Source organism: Pradoshia sp. (genome assembly GCF_051873915.1).
In the GTDB taxonomy this organism is placed as follows: domain Bacteria; phylum Bacillota; class Bacilli; order Bacillales; family Pradoshiaceae; genus Pradoshia.
Window position 1 is genome coordinate 1 of sequence record NZ_JBJEFJ010000059.1, and the last position, 15,946, is coordinate 15,946.

At 42.6% G+C, this 15,946-nt stretch carries 14 protein-coding genes; 2 read left to right on the forward strand and 12 right to left on the reverse strand.

The window, feature by feature from the left end:
- Window positions 1–95: 95 nt before the first annotated feature.
- The 11 genes from ACI35L_RS05810 to ACI35L_RS05860 form a co-directional block, all read right to left on the reverse strand.
- On the reverse strand, window positions 96–1,058 hold the full coding sequence (locus ACI35L_RS05810) for a carbohydrate kinase family protein (protein WP_049672255.1): 963 nt from the start codon (window positions 1,056–1,058) through the stop codon (window positions 96–98).
- Window positions 1,059–1,147: 89 nt separating this feature from the next.
- Entirely contained in the window at window positions 1,148–2,626 is a 1,479-nt protein-coding gene (locus tag ACI35L_RS05815; RefSeq protein WP_049673062.1) for a glycoside hydrolase family 32 protein, read from the reverse strand.
- A gap of 44 nt (window positions 2,627–2,670) precedes the next feature.
- Entirely contained in the window at window positions 2,671–3,909 is a 1,239-nt protein-coding gene (locus ACI35L_RS05820; RefSeq protein ID WP_049672256.1) for an MFS transporter, read from the reverse strand.
- 205 nt (window positions 3,910–4,114) lie between these two features.
- The gene (locus tag ACI35L_RS05825; RefSeq protein ID WP_049672257.1) at window positions 4,115–5,143 is read right to left on the reverse strand and encodes a LacI family DNA-binding transcriptional regulator; all 1,029 of its coding nucleotides are present in this window, start codon (window positions 5,141–5,143) and stop codon (window positions 4,115–4,117) included.
- A 358-nt stretch (window positions 5,144–5,501) separates the two neighbouring features.
- Entirely contained in the window at window positions 5,502–6,686 is a 1,185-nt protein-coding gene (gene megL / locus ACI35L_RS05830; protein WP_049672258.1) for a methionine gamma-lyase, read from the reverse strand.
- 124 nt (window positions 6,687–6,810) lie between these two features.
- Window positions 6,811–7,293 (reverse strand): Cys-tRNA(Pro) deacylase, encoded by a 483-nt coding sequence (gene ybaK / locus ACI35L_RS05835; RefSeq protein WP_049672259.1) that lies wholly within the window; start codon window positions 7,291–7,293, stop codon window positions 6,811–6,813.
- 14 nt (window positions 7,294–7,307) lie between these two features.
- Window positions 7,308–8,990 carry an ABC1 kinase family protein gene (locus tag ACI35L_RS05840; RefSeq protein ID WP_231589552.1) on the reverse strand — a complete coding sequence of 561 codons (1,683 nt, stop codon included), beginning with the start codon at window positions 8,988–8,990 and terminating at the stop codon, window positions 7,308–7,310.
- A 32-nt stretch (window positions 8,991–9,022) separates the two neighbouring features.
- Window positions 9,023–9,325 (reverse strand): phasin family protein, encoded by a 303-nt coding sequence (locus ACI35L_RS05845; protein WP_439802443.1) that lies wholly within the window; start codon window positions 9,323–9,325, stop codon window positions 9,023–9,025.
- 157 nt (window positions 9,326–9,482) lie between these two features.
- Window positions 9,483–10,469, reverse strand: coding sequence for a Gfo/Idh/MocA family protein (locus ACI35L_RS05850; RefSeq protein ID WP_049672262.1), 987 nt, complete (start codon window positions 10,467–10,469; stop codon window positions 9,483–9,485).
- 124 nt (window positions 10,470–10,593) lie between these two features.
- Entirely contained in the window at window positions 10,594–11,511 is a 918-nt protein-coding gene (locus ACI35L_RS05855; protein WP_049672263.1) for a pseudouridine-5'-phosphate glycosidase, read from the reverse strand.
- Window positions 11,512–11,527: 16 nt separating this feature from the next.
- Window positions 11,528–12,625, reverse strand: a complete 1,098-nt coding sequence (locus tag ACI35L_RS05860) for a carbohydrate kinase (protein WP_049672264.1) — start codon at window positions 12,623–12,625, stop codon at window positions 11,528–11,530.
- 146 nt (window positions 12,626–12,771) lie between these two features.
- Here ACI35L_RS05860 and ACI35L_RS05865 point away from each other — a divergent pair, with 146 nt between their 5' ends.
- Together ACI35L_RS05865 and ACI35L_RS05870 are read left to right on the forward strand one after the other, a co-directional pair.
- Window positions 12,772–14,826 carry a carbon starvation CstA family protein gene (locus tag ACI35L_RS05865; protein ID WP_049672265.1) on the forward strand — a complete coding sequence of 685 codons (2,055 nt, stop codon included), beginning with the start codon at window positions 12,772–12,774 and terminating at the stop codon, window positions 14,824–14,826.
- Window positions 14,827–14,844: 18 nt separating this feature from the next.
- Window positions 14,845–15,048 carry a YbdD/YjiX family protein gene (locus ACI35L_RS05870; protein ID WP_049672266.1) on the forward strand — a complete coding sequence of 68 codons (204 nt, stop codon included), beginning with the start codon at window positions 14,845–14,847 and terminating at the stop codon, window positions 15,046–15,048.
- 52 nt (window positions 15,049–15,100) lie between these two features.
- Here the strand turns inward: ACI35L_RS05870 and ACI35L_RS05875 are convergent, their stop codons facing one another.
- Complete coding sequence (locus tag ACI35L_RS05875; RefSeq protein ID WP_049672267.1) at window positions 15,101–15,331, reverse strand: excisionase family DNA-binding protein; 231 nt, start codon at window positions 15,329–15,331, stop codon at window positions 15,101–15,103.
- Between the last annotated feature and the right edge of the window lie 615 nt (window positions 15,332–15,946).

Consider the following 15,946-nt stretch of genomic DNA (forward strand, 5'->3'; position numbering starts at 1 on the left):
CCCTTTGTCCACCCTCTCCCCCACTCTTCAACCCCTTACAAACAAGAAAGCCGAGCCATTTTGACTCGGACATGATCATTTTGTCTATTTGGTTTTTATAGCATAGCGAGAATTTCTTCTAGCGTTGGTAGTGCGCTAATTCCGCCTTTTTTAGTAGTCGTAAGTGCTCCGCTTGCATTTGAAAAGGTTAGAAGATGATTACTATGTTCTTCAGCATATTTCTCTAGATTGTTAATTGTCACGCCATCACGTAGTAAACAAGATAAAAATCCTCCAATGAACGCATCTCCTGCACCTGTTGTATCCACAGCGGTAACTTTATATGCTTCTTTAAAGGTTGAATGGTTTCTAGTGATGATGTAGGCGCCTTTGCTCCCTTTTGTATATACCACGACCTTAACATGCCCAGTAAATAGTGATTGTAAGCCCGCAGATTCATCCTTTATTCCTGTTATGAATTCCAATTCTTCATCTGAAACCTTCACAATATGAGATTGAGGGAGAAAGGCTAATATCGTCTTTCTGCAGCTTTCGTGGTCATTCCAGAGCGGTAAACGGACATTAGGGTCAAAACTAATAATCCCTTTATTCCTATGAGTCTGTTTAATTAACTTTTCATGAGCATATTTCATGGGTGATTCTACTAAATCGACTGAACAGAAGTGAAGAATATCGCCTTGTTCCATTAAATTGTCTTCTATTTCTTCTGCTTGTAATAATAAATCGGCAGAAGGATTACGATAGAAGCTAAAATCTCGTTCTCCGTCACTGTTCAATGAAACAAAGGCCAACCCTGTATTAGCTTCGCTTGTTCTTAATACCGATTTAGTGTCGACCCCAGCATTCTCTAAAGTATCTATTAGAAAGTCACCAAATGCATCTTCACCTAATTTCGTAACCATCTTAGCCGATTGCCCATATCGGGATACCGCAGCAGCTACATTTGCTGGTGCACCACCAGGTGCTTTTTCAAAACGATTGACGTCCTTTAATCCTACCCCGTTTTCTTGAGGGATAAAGTCAATTAACACTTCACCGATACTCACTAATTTGGACATGTTATCACCTGACATTCTGTATTTTAGTTCTTTCTATATAAATGACAGCCACATCCATAAGGATTGAATGTGGCTGTGATATTTTGTGATTATTCCCAGATATCAGCTAGTTTCCAAGCCTGCACAGATTTAAGATTTACTTTTCCATCTTCAGCGTAGAATTGAACATTTAAACTTGTTTTCTTTGGATAGATTCTACTTGTCATTGTGGTAGTACCTTCGTTTGCAAATACTTCAATCGATGATCGGTCAAGATAGAGGTGAAGAATAACTGTATCGCCTTCTAAATTGATAGCCGTCTGGCGGATACCTTTTACTCCTGCACCAGAGTGCTCGCGATTAAGTATAAGCTTACTATGCTCTACATCAATGCCAATGGAGGTCTCTTCCGTTCCATCTTCACTGCATCTCACCTTGATTCCGAATTCCTTTGCCGTAAGGTTTTTTAGTGAGAATTCAGCTTTAAGCTCGAGCAGTTCTTGGTTTATCGGTGTTTTAATAACTTCATTTGAAATAGAGGCCACATTCACTTCTAGTTCCTGTTCACGAAGGCCTTTCAGCTCGGCAACTGGCTTCATGATTATGTTTCCTTCAGCAGATAAAGATAACTCCCTTGGTAGTGTTAAAGCTCCACACCATCCATGCTCTTTAGTCGGCATTTCAGATTCCCACATATCCATCCATCCTATAGCAATTCGACGACCTTGATCATCATGTAATGTCTGTACCGCATAGAAGTCATGGCCATGATCGATTTCGTGGAAATCACCATGCTCAAATTTCTTCGTGGTTTCATTGTAAGATCCGATTAAATACCCTGTTTGGAAAAGGTTATTGTAAGAGTCTCCTTCTGCTTTCATTCCTTGAGGAGAGAATAGCAGAACATCCTTTCCATCTAGCTCAAAGAAATCTGGACATTCCCACATATATCCCAAGTTACTTTCATTTTGCGCCAATACGCCTTCATACTCCCAATCGATTAAATCCTTTGAAGTATAGTGAATAACTCGACCAATATCATCTTTCGTTCTGTTGCCCAATACAATATGGTAAAGGCCATCTTTTTCCCAGATTTTCGGATCACGGACATGCCCTGTACTGTCTTCTGGAATGTCTCTAATTACTGGGTTATTTTCATACTTCTCGAAGTGAATGCCATCTTTGCTTGAAGCGATGCACTGTGTCTGAATCGCAATATCTTTTGATTGATCAACCCATACATGGCCTGTATAAATTAAATAGAGCATATCATCCTTTACAATAGCACTCCCGGAAAAGCACCCATCGCGATCATAATCATGGTCAGGTGCCAAGGCCACTGGAAGATGCTCCCAGTGAACTAAATCCTTACTTTTGGCGTGGCCCCAATGCATTGGCCCCCAGCTCTCTCCATATGGATAATGCTGATAAAATGCATGGTATTCACCTTTAAAAAACACAAGACCATTTGGATCATTAATCCAGTTAGCTGGCGCGGCAATATGATAGCCTAAACGCCAATCCTTTTTCATTTTTTTTACGGCTTCTTGAAGAGCCTCATTTGCTTGATTAATTGCATTATTAGCCATTGTGACAGTCGTCATATAAATCACGTTCCTTTTCAAGTTTTCTATTAAGATGCTTTAGCTTGTCTATTCATTTGCACTTCTTCTTTTACATCCTTGGTTAATGTAAAGCAGGAAATAATATTAAATGTCAGCACAATTCCACCAATGATGAAGTACACATGACTGAATCCTATTGTGTCGTATAAAGAACCAAATACTGGTGATAGAAATGCAGCAGCAATCGCACTTGAGAATTGGAAACCTACTAAATAAAGAGTTGAAGATAAGCGATTATCAAAATGCTGAGCCAGGTATTTAAAAATCGCAATTAACATAATCGGCAATTCGAGAGCATGAAGCAGTTTCATACAAGATATGCCGATTGGTTCAAAGGCCAAACCTGAACCAATAATACGTGTCGCCATGATAAAGCCAGCTAAGAGCAACGATTTTTTTGCTCCAATTTTGTTTACAATAAATGGTGCAGCGAACATCATGCCTGCTTCCAAAAATACTTGGAATGAATTCAAGTAACCGTATAATTGGTTTCCTTTAGAAATGTCAGAGAATAAAGAAGCATAATATGTAGGGAATTGTTGATCATACACCGAATAGAAACATACTACGCCAAATACATACATGACGAAGAACCAGAACTTTTTCAGTTTTAACAATCCAAAGACATCCTTCATCTTAATGGGCTCTTGAGTAGTAATATCCGAAGAACCTGTTAAATCTACTTTTGTCATTAATAAGATCAATACTAAACATAAAGCTGAACCTGAAGCTAACCAGAAATTAATATTAGGATTGATGTTAAATAGCTGTCCTGCGAAGAAAGTCGCTGCTGCCCATCCTAAAGAGCCCCACATTCTTGATTTCCCATATTCAAAGTCACACTTACGACCTATTTTTTCAATATATGATTCTACTGCTCCACAGCCTGCTTGGAAGGCAGCACCTAGGAACATACCGCCTACGATAGCACCTAATAAAATGTTGTATTTCAATAATGGTCCATAAATATAGATGAAGAAAGGACCTGATAAAACAAGTAATGCAGTAATAAACCAAAGGATATGTTTCTTTAAGCCAATCTTGTCAGAGATTACTCCATAAAGCGGTTGCATAATTAATGCTACGATTGCGTTTGCTGAGAAGATAATCCCTGTACTAGCACCGCTTAACTGAATATCTTGACTTAACCAAATAGAAAATAAAGACATACAGGAAGACCATGTAAAGAAGTAAAAAAAGAAAAATGCACTTAATAACCAATAATTTCGTTTTGCTCCTATTTTCATACCCTACCACTTCCCTTTCTGTTTATAACTCTTTCAACAAATTACGTAAACGTTTACGTAAACGTTTACTTTATTGCTTAACTTAATAATAAAAGCGCTTTCATGATTAAGCAAGAAGAAAATTGTTCCATGCATAAAAAAATAAAAAAAGACCTATAGGTCCGACACTAAATATGTGTCCATCTATAGGTCTTGAATAATGATCTTAACTAGATCTTCGAATAATCAAGGATGTATCTAACATGTAATCTGTCGGTTTTTCTTGCTTATTTTTGATGCAATCCAAAATGACCTCAGCAGCTTTCTGTCCCATTTCATAAGCTGGTTGTTTAACGGTTGTTAACGATGGATTAATGATTTTCATCCATTCATAATCATCAAATCCTATGATGGCCATTTCATCAGGAATTTTGATGTAATGCTCTTGGAAGTATGAAATAGCTCCCATTGTCATCACATTATTTGCAACAAAGAGTGCGCTGACCTCTTTTTGCTCCATAAACTCTTTCGCTATTCTGTATCCATCTTCTAAAGAAGCATTTCCTATTTTCACATACTTCTCATTAAAGGATAAATGATGATCTGCAAGGGCTTGCTTATATCCCTCTAAACGTTTATCACTTGTTGTTAAACCTAATTCCCCCGTTATAAACCCGATATGTTTATGCCCCTTTTCGATGAGATGCTTCGCAGCAGCATACGCACCTTGAAAATTATCGGTTAACACACAATTCCCTTGGTAGTTCTGGGGTTTTCGGTCAATGAAGACAATGGGTGAATCATTATTAATCGGCAGGTCAGCTAGATAAGAATAATCATTTCCGGTTGGTACTAGAATGATTCCGTCCACTAACTGATTATGGAACATTTGAATATGTTCTTTTTCTAAATCAGGATTTTCGTAGGAGTTACATAGAATTAATTTATACCCGTTCTTTGATAATGTTTGTTCGATACCTTGAGCGACAATCATAAAAAAAGCATTAGCTGTATCTGTAAATTCTTTAACTGGTACAATTAATCCGACTAAATGCGAATTCTGGCTCCTTAATGTTCTTGCAACAGGGTTAGGAACATAATTTAATTCCTTCATGGCCTCTTTTACCTTTGTCGTTACTTCTTCAGATACATATCTAGTTCCATTGATTACATGAGAGACAGTTGCTGTAGATACCTCCGCCATTGCCGCTACATCTTTTATACTTGTCTTGTTTTTCTTCTCTCTCGCAGCCATTGTCTAATCCTCACTTCATCTTTAAATCAATTGATACCCTCCGATTAACATGGATCGGAGTCATTCGGCTTTCAACCATTCGGTAATCTGCCAAAGACTTTACCTTTATCCCGCCCTGAGTTTGCACTCTCATTTGGCATTCATCTCCACACCGGTCGAAGTGGTAAGCTCTTTGCTGAATAAAGGTAAATAAACTCATACATATCGCTATAGACGCTACTTAAAGTATAACACATCGCCCCTGCTGCCTATTCTTCTCTTCAGAAATATCGTTGCATGAAGTTCTGTCAGCACTCTCCGGCTTGTTAAATTCTATATAAAAAATCATGCATTCCTCAAAAAAGTCTCTAATAAGCTATTACCCTTCTAACGCTTGCTCAATATCTGCCCAAATATCCTCCCACGATTCAAGACCGACAGAGAGACGGATCAGCTGATCGGTGACGCCCATGGAGAGGCGGTCTTTTTCTGGAATGACAGCATGGGTCATGGAGGCTGGATGAGAGATGAGTGTTTCCACATCTCCCAGACTGACGGCAATTTTGATGAGTTGGAGCTTGTTAAGGAAAGCTTGTGCTTCTCGTTTCCCTCCTTCTTTTAGTTCGAAGGAGATGACTCCTCCTGGCTGCTTCATTTGTTTAATGGCAGCTTCATGTCCGGCATTATCTTTATTCCATGGAAAATACACTTGCCCGACTTGCGGGTGATTTAGCAGCTGTTCATTGATCTTGATGGCATTTTCACTGTGGCGGTCCATGCGGACGGGCAGGGTTTTGAGACCGCGCAAAAGAAGCCATGCGTCAAATGGAGACATGATGCTGCCGATATCTTTCAGGCTGTTCTTTTTGAGATTAGTGATAAAGGATTTTTTTCCGGCAACCAGACCGGCGACGACATCTCCATGTCCCCCAATGTATTTGGTTGCGCTATGGAGAGCAACATCACATCCGAGTGCAAGTGGTGATTGGAGATATGGAGATGGAAATGTGTTGTCGACAACGACGGGAATGCCGTATTCCTTGGCCACGCGCGAAACCATCTCTAGGTCAATGACGCGCATCGTTGGGTTAATGGGTGTTTCGACAAAGATACAGGTCGTCTCTGGACGAATGCTGTTTCGAATTTGCTCTTCTGATTCCATCGGGCTGAAATCATAATCAATCGCATATTTATCCTTTAGCAAGACCAGTAAGTCAAAGGTGCATCCATACACACCAAGGGAGCAGAGGATATGGTCATTTGCTTTTGACAGTTCAATTAAAACAGCTGAAACCGCTCCCATTCCTGATGCGAAAGCGGCGCAATCTTCAGCTCCTTCTAGGACAGCCACCTTTTCTTCAAGTGCTTGAACAGTCGGGTTTCCGAGGCGGGAGTAAATATAGCCTTCTTCTGTTCCAGCAAAGCGTGCCTCGCCTTGCTCCGCTGTATCAAAAGTGAATGTTGAGGTTTGGTAAATCGGTGTGGATAGACTGCCTACATGCTTTTTTGTATCATATCCGGCATGGACGGCTGCCGTTTCAAAGTGCTTGTATTCTTTTCTCATCCGTCAATTCTCCTCCAATTAAACAGGCTTATTCTTCCATCTGATTTTATCATATGCCCAATAGGTAAATCATGGAATTCGGGAATATAGACAAAAAAATAAAAGGCTTGTTAAAAGCCTTTCTTCATTCTTCATGGATGACAGCTGCTGTTTGCCCTTTGGTTACATTCAACAAATCATCCAGATGGATCTTCATTTGCATGCCAATCTTGCCGGCAGAAACGATAATGATTCCTTCCTCCTCTGCCTTCTTATCGATGAAAGTTGGATATTGCTTTTTCATCCCGACCGGTGAACAGCCGCCGCGTATATAGCCTGTGTATTTCTGCAAATCCGCGACAGACAGCATGTCGATTTTTTTCTCTCCCGCTGCTCGTGCTGCCCGCTTTAAATCGAGTTCAGCCATAACTGGTATGACGAATACGTATAGATTTTTGGCTGCGGAGATTGTCACCAATGTTTTGAACACATAACGGGCATCCTCGCCAATCTTAAGAGCAACGGATATCCCATCAATCTTGCCATCCTCAGGATTATATTGAAGTAATTCATAGGATACTTTCCTTTGGTCAAGTATCCTGAGTGCATTTGTCTTTCCTTTCGCCATTCTAACCCTCCCTCTCAAAACCGCCCAGATCGGAAGATGGAATAGAGGAGATAGAGAACCATGACCGTCGCAATGACAAACCCAATTTCGATAATCGGAATCTGCCACAGGATGTTGGTTCCGCCTCTGGTTGAGGAGCCAATGACCAGGCCTGCCATGATAATGCTGAAGGACAGCAGGATGATTGCATAGGATAGTTGGTTCGCCATCTTATCCATCTTTGCCAAAAACGTTTCAAGCTGCGGTACTTTAATCTGCACACTAAATTTGCCATCTTTTAATTTATTCGTCAAATCTTTCAGGCTGCGAGGCATTTCTGAGAAGAAATCAGAATAGTCGACGACCTTATTAAAGATCATCTCTGCAATATTTTTCGGCTGGAAGCGTTCCTTGACTAAATGGTCGCCAAAAGGCTCGACGACATCAAGGATATTGTATTCCGGATAAAGAGTTTCCACAACACCCTCAACAGCTAAAAAGGTTTTGCCAAGCATCGTCAAATCTGATGGAATACGGATATGATGCAGATAGGTGAGGGTGAAGAAATCATTGATGACGTCGCTGATGCTGATCTTATTTAAATTCTGCCCATAATAATTATCAATGAATTCCTGCACATCCGCTTTTAGCTGATCGTAGTTTATGTCATCCGGCGTAATCCCAATCTTCAAAATGGAGCGTACGACAAAATCAGTATTCCCCTTTCGCAGCGCCATCAGCAGGGAGGCGAATTCATACTTCATCTCAGCATTAATTCGGCCGATATTGCCAAAGTCAAGAAAGACAAGCCGATCGCCGGGCTGGACAAACACATTTCCGGGATGCGGGTCAGCATGAAACAAGCCTTCGTCGAGGATTTGTTTCATCATCGCCTCTGTGAAACGCTTGCTCAGCAGACAGCGGTCAAAGCCAATCTCATCAAGGCTTTTCACATCATTGATTTTAATCCCCTCCACAAACTCCATTGTAAGAACTCTTTTTGTGGAGTAATCCCAATAAACCTCCGGGATGCGGATCATATCATCATCTTTGAATTGAGCGGCAATCTTCTCGGCATTTCGTCCCTCAATCCCGTAGTCAAGCTCCATGTTCAGAGAGAGGGAAAATTCATCGACGATATCATTAATGCCATAATCTCTCGCCCAATGATACCGCTTCTCTGCAATACGGGCGAGGTTATGCAGAATTTCAAGATCCGTATCAATGGTTTTCGTGATATTAGGTCTCTGTACCTTCACTGCCACAATATCACCTGATGGAAGAATAGCTTTATGTACTTGACCAATAGAGGCTGCCGCAATTGGAACTGGATTAAATTCAGTAAACAATTCCTCGAGCGGCAGCTCTAATTCGTCCTCAATGATGGCCTTTACTTCATCGAAGGGAAATTCCCGTACCTTATCCTGAAGCTTCTCAAGCTCAAGGATAATGGCAGCCGGGACGATATCAGGGCGGGTACTCATCATTTGTCCGAGCTTGATATAGGTTGGACCAAGCTCCTCTAAAATCAGCCGGATACGCTCACCCGCTGGCTTTTCTTTAACATCCTTCCCTTCAAAAATCCACTTGCCGCCAAAAGGAAGCATATCAGCCAGCCCAAGCTCTTCCGCTATAGAGCCAAAACCGTTATGAATCATGGCACGAATAATATCTTGATAGCGATTAAAATGGCGTATCCTCTTATTCAACACTTGCATCCACCCCTACTCTATTGGTCCTCTAATGACGCTTAATCCTGTTTTGCTTCTAACGCAGCAATTCTTTGCTCAAGTCTTGCGATATCCTCTTTCGTTGCAATATCCATTTCCTGAAGGCGCAGCTTAACCTTCATGTTGATTTGTTGTTCGACCTCTTTCTGGCGCTCCTCACCGCGCTGCACTAAATCATTCACCATTTGTTTTGATTCCTGTTCAGATACATCGCCGCGCTTAACCATTTCATCAACATACTTTTCAATCTGTTCCTTGCTGACAATGGCAGCTCCTAAACCAAAGGAAAAAGCTTTGTTGACCATGTCTCGAATTGCACTCATTTCAATCCACCTCATTTAGAATAATTTTAAACAGACTTCCTCTCTTCTTACATTCCACCTTTCCTTTTAAACAAACATGAATTTTATGGATATTGTGTGTATGATTCAAAAACAAAAAGAGACAGCACTAACTGGCCGCCTCTTGCTGATTCTAGTTTTATTGCTTGTCCGGCCCAAAGATGATGCCGCACTGCTTCCTTGTATGTTCCATTATATTTAAGACAATTCCGCTCAGATTGGCTAGTTCTACATAGCGTTCCTCATCGCCTGTCTTGATAATATCGGTGAATGTCTCGATTTCATACACCATGTCATTATTGGTTTGTTCGATGGAAAATGGCTCACATACCTTTGTTTCCCGGTCAATGAACTCAATTTTTTCAACGGTCCCTGACCCAGGGAAGATGATATTGCCCTTCTCGCCGTGAATTTCATTTGAACCATATGAATCGGTGATTTTGGAGCAAACAATCGTACAGACAAAATCTACGTATTGGAGGACAAGTGTCCCGCCTCCATCAACCCCGCTATCGAGCATAACCGGAACATAAATGCTTGAATCCGGCTCTCCGAATAAAGAGATTGCCATGTAGAGCGGGTAAATACCTAAGTCGACCAGCGCTCCCCCTGCGTATTTAGCTGAGAAGATATTCGGAACTTCCCCTTCCAAGTATTGATCGTAACGAGAAGAGTACTTCATATATTGCAGGTTAACGCTTCTAATTTGGCCGACACGTCCTAGATTATTCTTCAAGACGCTGAAATTCGGCGCATGAATCGTTCTCATCGCCTCGAATAAAAAGACATTATTCTTCCTTGCTGTCTCAAAGGCATTCTCCCATTCCTTCATACTCGTAAACATCGGTTTTTCACAGATAATATGCTTACCGTGCTCCATTAAGAAGATAGCCTGCTCATAATGAATGGAATTTGGAGAGGCTATGTAGACTACCTCAATTTCCTCACAGGTCGCCAATTGCTCCAGCTGATTAAATACGAGTTTCACATCATATTGATTCGCAAAGCGTGTTGCCTTCTCTAAATCTCTTGAATAAACCGCCTTTAATGTGAGTTTTCCGCTCTCAGCAGCCGCTTCGATAAAGCGTTCAGTAATCATGCTCGTTCCAATCGTTGCAAATTTCATATGAAAACACTCCCTAGAGCAAATTTTGATGAATTTCCTATCTTTTTATTGTATCAAAAGGAGGAAAAAGAAGCGCCTGTAAGCCACTAAAAAAACTGCCGGAGATGATCCGGCAGCCTGTGTATTATTGAGAGATTTTCCCGAAAGCAACTGCGATTTGAGCGCCGACTTTTGCATTGTTTTTCACTAATGCGATGTTGGCTTCAAGGCTCTTGCCTTCTGTTACGTCTTTAATTTTGCCTAGTAGGAATGGAGTAACATCCTTACCAGTGATTCCAAGAGATTCTGCCTCTTCAACCGCATCATCAATTACCTTGTTGATAAAGCTGTCTTCCATTGCGAATTCCTCTGGGATTGGGTTACCGATAACCATTCCGCCTTTAAGATTCATATCCCATTTCGCCTTCATCATTTCCGCAATCTCTGTCGGAGTATCTAGACGATAGTTCACATCGAACGGACTTGTTCTTGTGAAGAAGGATGGTAATTTATCTGTTTGATAACCAACAACTGGCACCCCTTGTGTTTCAAGGTATTCCATCGTTAAGCCTAGGTCAAGAATGGACTTAGCCCCTGCACAAATGACCGCTACATCTGTCTTTGCTAATTCCTGAAGGTCGGCGGAGATATCCATTGTTGTCTCAGCTCCACGGTGCACACCGCCGATTCCGCCTGTCACGAATGTTTTAATGCCAGCAAGCTCTGCGCAGATCATCGTTGCCGCAACCGTTGTTGCGCCGTTCTTCTTCGCTGCTACCAAGTATGGCATATCGCGGCGGCTAGCTTTCGCAATGCCCTTTGTTTTCCCGAAGAATTCAAGTTCCTCATCGCTTAAGCCGATGCGAATAACACCGTCAATGACAGCCATTGTTGCCGGAACAGCTCCCTCTTCGCGGATGATAGCTTCTACTTCACGAGCTGTTTGCACGTTTTGTGGATATGGCATACCGTGTGAGATGATTGTAGATTCCAACGCTACGATTGGTGTTCCGTTTTTCTTCGCTTCTTTCACTTCTTCTGATAATTTAATCCATTCATTCATGTTGTTTAATCTCCTTTTAAAATAATCTCTCTTTTTCCTTCTCTAGGGATAGGCGATTCAAGGATGGACTGACCGTTTCCTTTGACTGAATCGTAATGGAGGCACTAGACATACCGTATTGGCAGGATTCAAGGATAGAATGACCCTCAATGGCACCGAGCATGATGCCCGCTGCTAGTGAATCTCCTGCACCAGTCACATCTACGACAGAATCAGCAGGCTGTCCAGTAAGGAAGCCTTCTTCCCCCTTATCGTTTATGAAATATAATCCTTTTTCACTACGTGTGATAATCACATGACGAACACCCCGAGCAAGGATTTTGGCACCAGCCGCCCGGACGGATTCATCATCATTAACCGTCAAACCAGAAAGCACCTCAGCCTCTTCCCGATTCAGGATGAGCCATTCCAGGCCACTCAGGTTTTCCGGAAGACGGTCCAATTTCGGGATAGATACGGGAACGACAGAAACAGGGATACCTTCATCTGCACAGCGCCCAATGATATAGCTGATAATCTCCTTCGGAAAATTCGTATCGAGCAGAACCATGGAGCTTGCGGCGATATGTGACCATCGCTTCTCGATGAACGGGATATCAACGGCATCATAGATACCCATATCAGCAAACGCAACTGCCATATTCCCATGCTCATCTAAGATGGCTGTGTATGTGCCTGTCGTATGTCCGGCAATCTCTAGAGACGGAAGAATCTTCACGTACTCACCCGTTCTAGCAAGGACATCCTTGCCTTCTCGATCATCGCCGACAACCGTCAGTAAGTGAACATCTGCTCCAATACGTCCGAGATTCTCCGCAATATTGCGGGCAACCCCGCCTAGAGTTGAAGTTGTTTGGACGGGATTAGAGGTTTCGAGACGGAAGGCTTTTTCGAGCGAGGATTTCCGGTCCATATTGGCACCGCCAATACAGACAATCCGCTTACCCTCAGGAAGAACATAAGCACGTCCCAATAATTTTCCCTGCTTTGTCAGAGAAGAGATGTAGCCGGCAATGGCACTTCTTGAAAGATTCAGTTTCCCCGCTATCTCATTTTGCGTGATGAACGGGTTATCTTTTATTAAATGTAGAATCTGACTCTCTTTTTCATTCATAGGATTCAACCCTTTTGAAAACATTTGTCTATAGTATAAACAATTGCCCAACTGATATACAAGGTGAAATTTAATTGAAAAAATGTTCAAAAATTCAAAATAATGTAATATGATAGTCTACAAATAGAAAGGAGATGAAAAGATTCGTGAAAGCTATTCGCTCTATCCTTCTTTGGGGGATTATCGCTGCCATCGGGGCAGTTGGGTTTGGGGTACTTGCATTAAATCAGGGGGAAACAATCAATTCAATCTGGCTGTTAACCGCCGCTGTTTGTACATATGCAGTTGCCTACCGCTTTTATAGTAAGTTTATTGCTCATAAAGTCTTTAATCTGGATGACAACCGAAAGACACCCGCTGAATTGAACAATGACGGGAAGGATTATGTCCCGACAAATAAATGGGTACTCTTCGGTCATCATTTCGCTGCCATCGCTGGAGCCGGCCCACTGGTCGGACCAATTCTCGCTGCACAAATGGGCTATCTTCCAGGGACCATCTGGATTATTGTCGGTGTTGTCCTAGCCGGTGCTGTCCAGGATTTCGTTATCTTGTTCGGCTCTATCCGCCGCAATGGAAAATCACTCGGTGAGATGATTAAGGAAGAGATTGGTCCAGTGACCGGGTTCATCGCCATGGTTGGTATTTTCGGCATCATGGTTATTCTTCTTGCCGTATTGGCTTTGGTTGTGGTGAAAGCGCTTACCGACAGCCCTTGGGGAATGTTTACGATTGCCGCCACCATCCCAATCGCCTTCTTCATGGGAATATACATGAGATACTTGCGCCCCGGCCGTGTTGGGGAAGCCTCTATTATTGGTATTATTCTATTATTGCTCTCTATTTATTTCGGCCAATATGTTTCACAGCATGAGACATTAGCCGAGATGTTTACCTTCACTGGCGAACAAATCGCGATTATGCTGATCATTTATGGCTTTGTTGCCTCTGTTCTCCCTGTATGGCTTTTGCTTGCGCCGCGTGATTATTTAAGCACCTTCTTGAAGATTGGCACCATCGTTGGTCTTGCAATTGGGATTCTCGTTGTTGCGCCTAATCTTGAGATGCCGGCCATGACGCAATTCGTTGATGGAACAGGACCTGTCTTCTCAGGGAATCTCTTCCCATTCCTGTTCATTACTATCGCCTGTGGAGCGGTCTCTGGTTTCCACTCACTCATCTCATCCGGCACAACGCCGAAGATGATTGAACGTGAGTCACATGCCCGTCCAATCGGTTACGGAGCCATGCTGACAGAATCCTTTGTCGCTGTTATGGCGATGATTGCCGCCTGCGTTCTGACACCAGGCATTTATTTCGCCATCAACAGTCCAGCCGCCGCAATCGGTACAGACCCGGCCGCGGTCGCAACAACGGTCTCCAGCTGGGGCTATACGGTTTCCCCGGATGATTTAACAACGCTCGCAGATGATGTTGGGGAATCCTCCGTCATTTCACGTACAGGCGGAGCACCGACACTTGCCATTGGAATGGCGCACATCTTCTCCCAAGTGATTGGCGGCAAGGCACTCATGGCCTTCTGGTACCATTTCGCCATTCTCTTTGAGGCTTTGTTCATCCTGACGACCATTGATGCCGGAACTAGGGTGGGGCGATTCATGGTTCAGGATCTTATCGGCACCTTCTACAAACCATTCGCCAAGACCGAATCTTGGATTCCAAATATCATTGCGACCGCCATATGTGTCCTTGGCTGGGGATACTTCCTCTACCAAGGCGTTGTTGACCCGCTCGGTGGCATCAACACATTATGGCCGTTATTCGGGATCTCGAATCAAATGCTTGCCGGAATCGCCCTCCTGCTTGGCACGACCATCCTCTTTAAGATGGGCAAGACAAAGTATGTCTGGGTTACCTTAATTCCGACCACCTGGATTCTCATTGTCACCATGACAGCCGGCCTGCAAAAAATCTTCCATGAGAAGATATCCATCGGTTTCTTGTCACACGCCAAAGTGTACAAGGAGGCCTACGATAATGGAGAAGTGCTTGCACCGGCCAAGGATTTAGGCGAAATGAAGCAAGTCATCTTTAATGATTACCTTAATACCGGTTTAACGGCAGTCTTCATGATCGTCGTCATCACCGTCCTCATCTCAGCCGTTCGCATCTGGATTAAATTAATCAGAGGTCAATCTGTCACCATGCACGAATCAGAATACATCAGCCGAAATGCCTGATCAGAAAGGAGACACTTCATGTTTAAAAAAATCAGACATGCACTCTCCTACCGAAAACAATTTATCAGTCTAATGGTAGGCGTGCCAAGCTATGAAACCTATGTGGAACACATGAAAACCCATCATCCAGGCGAACCGATTCCATCTCGCAAACAATTTTTCTGCGAAGCTCAGGAAGCCCGCTATAATGCGAAGGATGGGAAAGTCTCACGTTGCTGCTAATTAACAGAAAGAGGGAAGCCCCGAATGTGCTGGGCTTCCCTCTCTTCCTCTATTAATCCTCGTCCTTTGCATCCCAATCCTCTGGAATGGGTTCATGGAGCCATTCCTGAAACATCCTCTTATATACTTCGAGCTGTTCATGGTAATTGGAGAACTGTTCACGATTGATTAAATATTGTTCCCCATCAAAGACAGCACGGATTTTCTTCTCCTGAATGAGCTGGTCTAAATAGGAGACCGGCAGATTCAAGTATTCCGCTGTTTCCTTCACAGAAAGGTACATACCTCTCACCTCTGATTAACGATAGTCCATTCAGTCTAGCATACTTTATGAAGAAACACATCTCAGAGCACAGCAGCAGACTTATCGTTTATCTATCCATTTCGATCGGTACATCAAGCGAAAAAAACATTGGGATTCCGACAATAATATAGAGTCCCCCTTTAGCATGACCTGGTCAAAGAGATAGGTAAAGCCAACCACCCATATGAATAATACTGCCTATTTAAGTATCTTCATAAGAAACCCCGTTTCAATAACCCTTTATCTCTCAATCTTTATTCACACAGAAAGAGTCTGGGACAAAGCGAAATAAATGATTCTCAAAAATGAAAGATGATAACTTATTCTTCCTATTCAATAGCAGTAGGAAATAAAAGTACGTTCCATTCAGCGAAATACACTCGCTTACCGCAGGGAAGAAACTGAGCCTCCCAGGCGCTTACACCTGTGGGGTCTCAAGCCTTTCCTCGACTTCCTTCAGGTGTCGAGTGCATTTCACTCCATTCCACTAGTCACTAATAGTAGAAAGCCACCATCAACTTATGCATGGAAAACAACAAATAAAGACCCGAAGGATTAGACGATAGATTCATTCCTTTATCGTCTAATCCTTCG

Bases quoted from the DNA above. Each gene is read 5' to 3' on its own strand.
- ACI35L_RS05810 (WP_049672255.1), bottom strand. From the start codon at position 1,058: ATGTCCAAATTAGTGAGTATCGGTGAAGTGTTAATTGACTTTATCCCT.
- ACI35L_RS05815 (WP_049673062.1), bottom strand. From the start codon at position 2,626: ATGGCTAATAATGCAATTAATCAAGCAAATGAGGCTCTTCAAGAAGCC.
- ACI35L_RS05820 (WP_049672256.1), bottom strand. From the start codon at position 3,909: ATGAAAATAGGAGCAAAACGAAATTATTGGTTATTAAGTGCATTTTTC.
- ACI35L_RS05825 (WP_049672257.1), bottom strand. From the start codon at position 5,143: ATGGCTGCGAGAGAGAAGAAAAACAAGACAAGTATAAAAGATGTAGCG.
- megL (WP_049672258.1), bottom strand. From the start codon at position 6,686: ATGAGAAAAGAATACAAGCACTTTGAAACGGCAGCCGTCCATGCCGGA.
- ybaK (WP_049672259.1), bottom strand. From the start codon at position 7,293: ATGGCGAAAGGAAAGACAAATGCACTCAGGATACTTGACCAAAGGAAA.
- ACI35L_RS05840 (WP_231589552.1), bottom strand. From the start codon at position 8,990: ATGCAAGTGTTGAATAAGAGGATACGCCATTTTAATCGCTATCAAGAT.
- ACI35L_RS05845 (WP_439802443.1), bottom strand. From the start codon at position 9,325: ATGAGTGCAATTCGAGACATGGTCAACAAAGCTTTTTCCTTTGGTTTA.
- ACI35L_RS05850 (WP_049672262.1), bottom strand. From the start codon at position 10,469: ATGAAATTTGCAACGATTGGAACGAGCATGATTACTGAACGCTTTATC.
- ACI35L_RS05855 (WP_049672263.1), bottom strand. From the start codon at position 11,511: ATGAATGAATGGATTAAATTATCAGAAGAAGTGAAAGAAGCGAAGAAA.
- ACI35L_RS05860 (WP_049672264.1), bottom strand. From the start codon at position 12,625: ATGAATGAAAAAGAGAGTCAGATTCTACATTTAATAAAAGATAACCCG.
- ACI35L_RS05870 (WP_049672266.1), top strand. From the start codon at position 14,845: ATGTTTAAAAAAATCAGACATGCACTCTCCTACCGAAAACAATTTATC.
- ACI35L_RS05875 (WP_049672267.1), bottom strand. From the start codon at position 15,331: ATGTACCTTTCTGTGAAGGAAACAGCGGAATACTTGAATCTGCCGGTC.